Origin of the sequence: Pyrobaculum sp. (genome assembly GCF_049971835.1) — an archaeon.
Classification (GTDB): domain Archaea; phylum Thermoproteota; class Thermoprotei; order Thermoproteales; family Thermoproteaceae; genus Pyrobaculum.
The window spans coordinates 1-8,033 of record NZ_JBMFKV010000099.1; the positions used below are offsets into that span (position 1 = coordinate 1).

The 8,033-nt window shown below is 55.9% G+C and carries 8 protein-coding genes and 1 tRNA gene; 5 read left to right on the forward strand and 4 right to left on the reverse strand.

What is annotated here, in order from left to right; all coding sequences use genetic code 11:
* Positions 1-1,569: hypothetical protein (locus ACP5J3_RS09040; RefSeq protein WP_428495387.1), on the forward strand; the 1,569-nt coding region annotated here is incomplete at its 5' end.
* Positions 1,570-1,740: 171 nt separating this feature from the next.
* A tRNA-Asp gene (locus ACP5J3_RS09045) sits at positions 1,741-1,839 on the forward strand.
* Positions 1,840-1,860: 21 nt separating this feature from the next.
* On the opposite strand, the gene ACP5J3_RS09050 is transcribed toward ACP5J3_RS09045, so the two are convergent.
* The 4 genes from ACP5J3_RS09050 to ACP5J3_RS09065 are packed head-to-tail and all read right to left on the reverse strand — an operon-like array spanning position 1,861 to position 5,129.
* Positions 1,861-2,295, reverse strand: coding sequence for a hypothetical protein (locus ACP5J3_RS09050; RefSeq protein WP_428495388.1), 435 nt, complete (start codon positions 2,293-2,295; stop codon positions 1,861-1,863).
* A complete protein-coding gene (locus ACP5J3_RS09055; RefSeq protein WP_428495389.1) occupies positions 2,292-2,999 on the reverse strand; it encodes an ABC transporter ATP-binding protein in 708 nt (235 codons plus the stop codon). The genes ACP5J3_RS09050 and ACP5J3_RS09055 overlap by 4 nt, the downstream gene beginning before the upstream one ends.
* The gene (locus ACP5J3_RS09060; protein WP_428495390.1) at positions 2,996-3,739 is read right to left on the reverse strand and encodes an ABC transporter ATP-binding protein; all 744 of its coding nucleotides are present in this window, start codon (positions 3,737-3,739) and stop codon (positions 2,996-2,998) included. The genes ACP5J3_RS09055 and ACP5J3_RS09060 overlap by 4 nt, the downstream gene beginning before the upstream one ends.
* Complete coding sequence (locus ACP5J3_RS09065; protein ID WP_428495391.1) at positions 3,711-5,129, reverse strand: ABC transporter substrate-binding protein; 1,419 nt, start codon at positions 5,127-5,129, stop codon at positions 3,711-3,713. Before ACP5J3_RS09065 ends, ACP5J3_RS09060 begins: the two co-directional genes overlap by 29 nt.
* Before the next feature lie 56 nt (positions 5,130-5,185).
* Here ACP5J3_RS09065 and ACP5J3_RS09070 point away from each other — a divergent pair, with 56 nt between their 5' ends.
* The 3 genes from ACP5J3_RS09070 to ACP5J3_RS09080 form a co-directional block, all read left to right on the forward strand.
* A complete protein-coding gene (locus ACP5J3_RS09070; RefSeq protein WP_428495392.1) occupies positions 5,186-6,148 on the forward strand; it encodes a branched-chain amino acid ABC transporter permease in 963 nt (320 codons plus the stop codon).
* A complete protein-coding gene (locus tag ACP5J3_RS09075) occupies positions 6,145-7,245 on the forward strand; it encodes a branched-chain amino acid ABC transporter permease (protein ID WP_428495393.1) in 1,101 nt (366 codons plus the stop codon). Before ACP5J3_RS09070 ends, ACP5J3_RS09075 begins: the two co-directional genes overlap by 4 nt.
* A gap of 196 nt (positions 7,246-7,441) precedes the next feature.
* Positions 7,442-8,033, forward strand: a 592-nt coding sequence (locus tag ACP5J3_RS09080; RefSeq protein WP_428495394.1) for a peroxiredoxin, incomplete at its 3' end; no start/stop codon positions are given.

The following is an 8,033-nucleotide window of genomic DNA, read 5'->3' on the forward strand; positions in this document are numbered from 1 at the left end:
CAGGTTAAGAGGCTGTATGAAGCCGTGAGGACAAGCGATTTAAAAGGTGTAAAGCTTGATGAAGACACAGCACTGGGCTCTAAACACATCGCGGCTATGCTAGTTGCCCATGCTCTTAAGGGGGCGGTTGAGGTGTATCTGCAAGAGGGGTGGAGAGAGGCGGAGAGGTGGCTAAGACTTGAGCTTGACGACGTGAGAAGAGGTCTTGAGAGGCTGAGGGAGAAACTGGAGGGCAGTCCGTCAAATATACGGCAGTTTATCGACGAGGTGATTAAACAATTAGAGCTTGATGAGGAGAGAGCTAAGACTTTGGCTAACGCTAATAGAGATGAGCTTTCTCAATATGGTGGTGTTACTGTGGCTGAGAAGGGCATGGCTGTTATTCATACGCTGATGAGGGGTGGAGCCTACGCGAAGGCTGTGGCGGGTGCCTTTTATAATGGTGAGCTCGTACATTTATTAAGAGTGGCGCCCTACACAGCTTATAGCAGATACGCCAGCTATGGACAAAGATATGTTGAAAAAGTTAAGCCAAGTGTCAAGCTGGCACCTGGCTTGGCTGTTGAAGATCTTCAAAGAAGGCTAGAAGAGACCGTCGCAAGAGTAGAACAAGAAGTTCTTGAAAAGACAAATAAGATTATACGTATTAAACTAAAGGAAATTCTTAATGAAGAAATTGAAAAGATAGGGAGAATATACAACTTGCCAGCGCTTATGGGCTTTATTGCAACAGATTTTTCCTTTGACAAAGACAGTAGATCTTTGAGAGTAACTACGACGCAACTGGGGTTGGTCGAGCTTTTCGTGAAATTAGCTGGCTTTAAACACTTCTACATAGGGGGGTTTATACACACGGACAAGGGCGAGAGACCACAGATGGTAGTCAAGGTAAAGCTATCCTCTGAAATAGTTTCTGAGTATAGCCGTGTGTTGAGGTGGCTTAGGGAAGGTGGCACAGAGGAGGTTAAGGAGCTTGTTAGGAATGGTATGAAGTTATTACGAGAAAAAGCCAGTGGAAGAGGGGCTGACGAGTTGAGAAAAGTGGAGCCTAGTAAAGTAGCCGCCGACATGTACACTTCATTGAAAAGATACATAGAAGAAGGTGGCGCTCTAGAGGATAAGATATTTGGACATCGCTTAGTGAGTAGATTATTTTTACCGTGGATAATGGCGTATCTATGGGCTAAGGAGGGAAATAATAGGGCTGTTGCCGACTTTATAACCGCTACGATAGTAGGAGATGGGACAATTGGGAATGACGTGAGATTGGCCATAGGTGAGTCGTCCACAGAGGAGGGGGATGCGCTAAGAATGAGCCACATTCACAAGGCGGCGCTAGTACTTGGGATTCTCCAAGCTATCAACAAGACGCCAGTGGCCATATATGCTAAAGTTGGTAAGACAGGTAAGTGGTTTGAATTAAAGTGGGATCTAGAGGGGGCTAGGGAGATCTTTTCCAACGCCACGCTTCACCTATACTCCACAAAGCTAGGCGGTAGTGAAGACGAGATAAAGAAGAAGCACCTCAGCATACTTGAAATCTTGAAGAGCGGGCGTAAGATCGGCTGAAAGTGACGACCATCTTATGGCAGAGTTTATTGTACTAGTCGATAAGAAAAGCCGCTGTGCTATTGTAATGATGGAGTCCCGCGGAGATCACAGACGCTTCAGCTAACACACGACACAAAAAGCTTATAAACAACCAAATTAGGCAATACAGCCCCGCACGAGGCATGGGGAGCCGCGGCTTGCCGGCCGCTCCAACCGGTAGTCTAGTCTGGTCTAGGATGCGGGCCTGTCGAGCCCGTGACCCGGGTTCAAATCCCGGCCGGGGCGCCACACCTTCTGCTTCTCGTTGCGTTAATTATCCTCACGGGTGTCTGAAGGCGGCTTGGTGGAGGTTTGTTGTTTGTGGCGCTGTGTCTCTTCTTCGTGTTCTGATATGATACACATAAAGAAGCTAATCATGAAGGTGAGAAGTGCGTATCCAAGTATGTGATTGAGGGTGTTGACTATGTGGAATATCTGAGCGTAGTTATTTATGGAGCTGTATACAGCGGTTGCGAAAGCCAGTATCATGATCAGTAGCGTAAGGCAAATGTATCGCCGATTGGATAGCTTGCATAGTACTTTCCCTACTCTGTAGTTGTGTGTTTTGCTTATGTAGATGCTGTAGCCGAGAGCGGCTAGGGCCGCTAGTAAAGCTGAGAGAAGACCCCGCTCGCCGGTGGCTACGGCCAGGGCTAGGTATAGGTATATTGCGAGTCCGAGAGTCGCCGATAGATATCTAGTCACGGCTTGACTAGGCCTAGGTAGAGTCTGCCTAGCTCTTTGTTGTTTAGTAGGTCGCCGGCGGGTCCTGTGTAGTTTACGCGTCCTGATACCAGTAGGTAGGCTTTGTCGGAGATTTCCAGTGCTTTTTTGGCGTTCTGCTCTGCGAGTATTATGGTGTGGCCCATGTCTCTGAGTTTCTGGATGAGGGTTAGGATGTCTGCGGCGAATTTGGGGGATAGCTGGGCGGTGGGTTCGTCGAATAGGAAGTATCTGGCGTCTCTCATCAAGGCCATCGCCACGGCCACCATCTGCCTCCAGCCTCCGCTGAGTTCGCGGGCTGGTCTGTTTAGGTAGGGCTTTATGGGGACTATCTCCAGCACCTCCTCCAGCTTGTCTCTGAACCTCTCAGCGTCTAGAGTGTAGGCGGCCATTCTGAGGTTTTCTAGCACCGTGAGGTTTTGGAAGACGTTTCTTATCTGCTGTAGGTAGGCTAGGCCGAGCCTGGCCCGTTCATGTGCAGGCATCTTGGTGACGTCTCTGTCTCCTATGTAGACGTGGCCTCCGAATATCTTTGCGATTCCTGCTATGGCTTTGAGGAGGGTGGATTTGCCGCTTCCGTTTGGCCCCACGACTGCGGTTATCTCGCCGGGCCTAGCTTCGAAATCCACCTCGTAGAGTATCTGCAACTTTCCGTAGCCCGCGTTGAGGGATTTCGCGGCGATCATTCCCCTAGGTATATCTGGGCTACTAGGGGGTTTGCGAAGACTTGCTGGGGCGGCCCCTCGAGCACTACTTTACCTTCGTGCATGAAGTAGGCGTAGTCAGCGTAGTCTATGGCTAGGTCGAGCCGGTGCTCCACGACTAGAAGCGCCACGCCGCTCTTGGCCAGGTCTCTGAGCCTCTTGAAGAGGTCTAGGGCGAGGCTTGGGTTTAGCCCCGCCGCCGGCTCGTCTAGTAGGAGAACCTCCGCCCCGGACATCACCGCCCGAGCCAGCTCAAGTAGCTTCATCTGGCCGCCGCTGAGCTCCCCCGCGGGCCTGTCCCACATGTGGTCTAGCCCCACTAGTTTCAGCAACTGGAGGGCCCTCTCGGCGAGTTCCCTCTCCCCCCTCTGCCACCCGCCGAGGGTCGGCCTTTCCCGCTGGAGGTGGCCCACCACCACGTTGTCTAGGACGGTGAGCCTATGAGCAATGCGGGGGGTCTGGAAGGTTCTGAATATGCCGAGCCTCCTCCGCTCGTGGGGCGGCGCCTTTGTTATATCCCTCCCGCCGTAGTATATCCTCCCCCCGTCTGGGGGGATTACGCCGGTGATTACGTTTATGAGTGTCGTCTTCCCCGAGCCGTTTGGCCCGGCTAGGAGGGTGAAAAAACCTGGTTTTACCTCGACGGTGGCCTCGTCGAGGGCCTTGACTCCGCCGAAGCGCTTGACTATCCGCTCAGCTCTTAGTAATGGCCCAGATTTCATAATCGGCGCTGTCTCTGTCCCCCGCCTCGTTTAGCTTGGTGTATCCAGAGGCGCCGAAGTACCTGCCGGCGACTTCGGGGAATATCTGCTGTATCTTCTGGGTGTCTGTGGTGCCGGCTTGTAGTATGGAGTATGCGATCAGCCAGATGGCGTCGTAGGCGTTGTATGCATAGGAGTCTGGCTCTCTGTTGTAGTTCTGGAGTATGTAGTTGCGGACTCTGTCGTAGTAGGGGCTGCGGGCCGGGGCGAACTTGGGGCTGACGAACCCGCCTACTGCCACGGCGAACTCAGCGGCGTCGGGGACCAACAGCTCTTTGAGTCCGGTGGAGCCGTCTGCGCCGTACCACTTGACTTGCCTCAGCTCGGGGTATTTGGCGGCTGTGATGAATATGGTCTGCAACTCGGCGAATCCAAAGGCGGCGACGGCTACCTTATCTGCGCCGTATTTAGACACGGCGTCTCTAACCCTCTGGGCCAAGACGCTTACCTCTGTGGAGAACTCGCCTTTCTGGGGGTCGTAAGTCGCGGCGCGGACCACCTCGAAGCCTCTGGACTGGGCTAGGGACTCCAGGCCCTTAACGAGGCCGTTGCCCCAGTCGTCGTTGCGCCATATCACCACGACGGCCTTCACCCCCGCGTCCTGTAGAATCTTAGATATGGCCCTCACCTGTTTGTTGTCGTCTGGCGGGAGTCTGAATATGTAGTCGTTAGGTATCGCAAGCGCCGGCGCTGTGGAGGATATGGATATTGTGACCAGCTTGTTCTCGTCGGCGTAGGGCTTCATGGTCCTAACCTCGCCTGAGGTCCTCACTACGTAGAACTTCACGCCTCTGCTGTGGAGAGCCTTCATCTGGTCAAGGGCCTTTGTGGGGTCGGCCGCCGTGTCCGCCACCACTACTCTAACTCTAAAAGTAGCGTTTATCTTGGTCAGATATGCGTTTACGTCTTGCTCCGCCAGCCTAGCCGCGGCGGCGGCCAGCTCGCCTAGGGAGGCGAGGCGCCCACTGAGAGGTTGCAACACCCCGATCTCGACGACGTTCGGCGCCTCGGTGGGCTTGACGTCGACTATGACTGGGGTGAGGTAGCCGGAGGGGGGCTGTTGCGCGGGGGGCTGTCCCTTCACCACCTTGTCGTCGGCCGCTATGTACATCCCGATAAGTGTCCACTTGTAGCTAGGCGCGGCTGACGTGGTGGACGTCGCCGTTGGCGACGTGGTTGCCGTTGTCTGTGTAGTGGTTGCGGTGGGGGGCGTCGTCGCTGTGGAGGTGGTGGCTGGGGGTGTCTGTCTGGGCGTTGTGGTTTGTTGAGGCGGGGCGCTGGCGTAGTAGAGAAGCGCCGCCACTGCCACTACAACAACAGCTATGATTATTCCCATCACCGTCTTATTCATGCTTGGATGTTTTGCTGTATTTTTAAGTTTTTAAAAGCTGGTCTAGTCTCGGCTTTATGAAAATAATTTACCTAGTGGGGGGCGTATTCGCCGCGTGGGTGGCGGTCTCTTGGTATTTCTGGCCTAGGGAGGTGGCGGACGCCGTGGTGTACGCCTCTATTCTAGTGCTGGCCTCAATCGGCTTGACGCTCGCCTATCTGACCACGAAGGTGCCCAACTTTGCCCATGGCGTTTTTATTAACATCGGCGTGGTCTCAGCTCTCTCGGTGGCGCAGATTTACAAAACCGCGCCGTACGTCGCACTGCCCCTCGCCGTTGCGCTGTCCACCGCCGCGGCGCTGGGGCTGTACTTCTTCCTCCTGCCTCTCTACAGGCGGCAGAGCTCGCCGGAGGTTATGATGATGGCCACCATGGCCTATAACATCGTGTTTATAGGCGTCTTAAACGCCTATGCGGACTGGGCCGGGAGGACGTACGGTATATTTACAAGAGGGATTACCCTGATGCCGTATGACGTCTCCATAGGGGGCCAACCCGGGGTCTACCTCCTGGCGCCGCTAGCCGCGGTCGCCACCTCGGCCGCTCTACACCTTTTTCTCAAGACTAAGGTGGGGGCGGCTTTGAGGGCCGCCGTGGAGAACGAGGAGCTGGCCAAGTCTCTGGGGATAAATGTGGAGAGGATGTACGCCATTGCCTGGGCCATAGCGGGCGCCGTGGCGGGGATAGCCGGGGTCTTTCTGCCGCTCTACATCGAGGCCACGCCGGACGTAGGGTGGTTGCTACTCGCCAGCTTCTTCGCGGCGAGTATAGTGGGTGGTCTTAACAATATCTACGGGGCCTTGGCTGGGGGAGTTTTGATGGGTTTTGTGGAGGTGCTGGGGACTGTGCAGTTCGCCAGCCTGCTCTACCTCTTGTTTGGGGTCCCCCAGTACCAAGTCACCGCCTACAGGCCGCTGGTGCCTCTCCTTGCGATCGCCGTGACGTTGCTTATCTCCCCCCGGGGCCTGTTGGGGAGATGAGGCCCTACGTCGGACTCATAGCGTATCTGGCCAGCGTCGCGCTTGTGTGGGCCACTGGACGCGACGCGGCTAGCTACCTACTCACGACAGTGGTTGACATATCTGTATATCTCCTCATTACCCTCTCACTTAACCTAGAGGCTGGCATCGCCGGCATCCCCAACTTCGGCAGGGTGCTCACCGTTGCCTTCGGCGCTTACATCGCCGGCGGCGTCGTGGGGAGGGTGGCGTTGTGGATAGCCGGCCTTAACTACGACTACGTGGCCGACAACCCCTCCGCCGTGTCTGCCCTCGCGAGAGGCTTATCACAACCCCAAGCCGCCCTCCTCCTACTCATGGGGCTGGCCGCCAGCGCCTTGGTGGGCGCGGCGCTGGGCGCCCTCACCTCTCTGCCGGCGAGGAGGCTGTCGGCTGACTACCTGGCGATTACGTTGCTCGCCTTTGGCGACGTGGCTTACTACGTGGGGCTCAACTACGAGCCGCTTGTAGGCGGCACTCTAGGCGTGGCGACGCCGCCGATATACGAGAGGCTTTTTGGAGGCGGCGCCGCGAGGGCAATCGGGGCCGCGCTGGTGTCAGCCGCCGTGGCGGCCGCCGCGTACGCCCTGTTACTGAGGCTGGACAAGTCGCCCTTTGGCAGGATTTTGAGAATACATAGGGAAGATCCTGAACTGGTCTCCGTGCTGGGGAGGGACCCCGCGGTGCTGAGGGCGTGGACCATGGCTATCGGCGGCGCCGTGTCGGCTGTGGCGGGTCTCCTCTACGCCCTCTACGTGGGGGCCGTGCATCCAAGGGGTTTCGAGAGGATAACCTTTACCTTCTACCCGTGGCTTATAATGGTGATGGGAGGCATGGGCAACAGCCGCGGAGTGGTGGAGGGCGTGTTTATATTTATAGTGATATACCGCCTCCTCGATATATACAAATACGAAGTGGGCGCCGTGGTGGGCTTCGACCCGGTGTGGCTTGGCTACATGCTGTTCGGCGCCATGGCCATGGTGATTATACTGACAATGCCCAGGGGGATACGCCCAGAGGAGGTAAAGCCCCTAGCCGCGGGGCTGGCAACCGCCAGGCGGGAGGGGCAGGGCGCATAGACGCCAACTGGGGCGTGTTGAGGCAACGCGTACGCCGGGCGCCGTCCTAGTCTGGCCTTGCTTTTCTGTATGCCGCTACAATGCCTGCGGCTCTCCACGAGCGGTTAGCGCAGTCCGCACGATTTCTTCGATTTAGTGTTGTTAGAAGTTGTTTCGGAGTAGAAATACTTAAAAATACATGTTCAGCAGTAGAGACATGACAGAGATAAAGGGTCCATACCTCGGAATGAAGATCCCGGAGGATCTGTGCTTCAACACAGACCACGGCCAGAAGTGCTTCAGAGACTACAAGGGTAAGTGGCTGTTGCTCTTCAGCCACCCAGGCGACTTCACGCCGGTGTGCACCACGGAGTTCGTTGCGTTCAGTAGGAAGTACGAGGAGTTTAGGAAGAGGGGCGTCGAGTTGCTGGGCCTCAGCGTCGACACAAACTACAGCCACATAGAATGGAAGAGGCAGATTGAGCAGGCCTTCGGCGTCAAGGTTCCGTTCCCCATAATCGCCGACGTGGATATGAAGGTGGCCAGCATCTTCAACGCCGTGCCGCCGGGCCAAACCCTCACAGTGAGGGTCGTTGCCTTGATAGATCCCGACTTGAAGCTGGCGTGGTTCGCCGCCTATCCCTACACCAATGGCAGGAATATCGACGAGATACTGAGAGTCATCGACGCAGTTCAATTCTCCTTCATGTACGGCTACGCCACCCCCGCCGACTGGAAGCCCGGCGATCCCGTCATCGTGCTACCGCCAACGACGACGGAGGGCGCAGAGAAGAGGCTTAAGGAGCCTG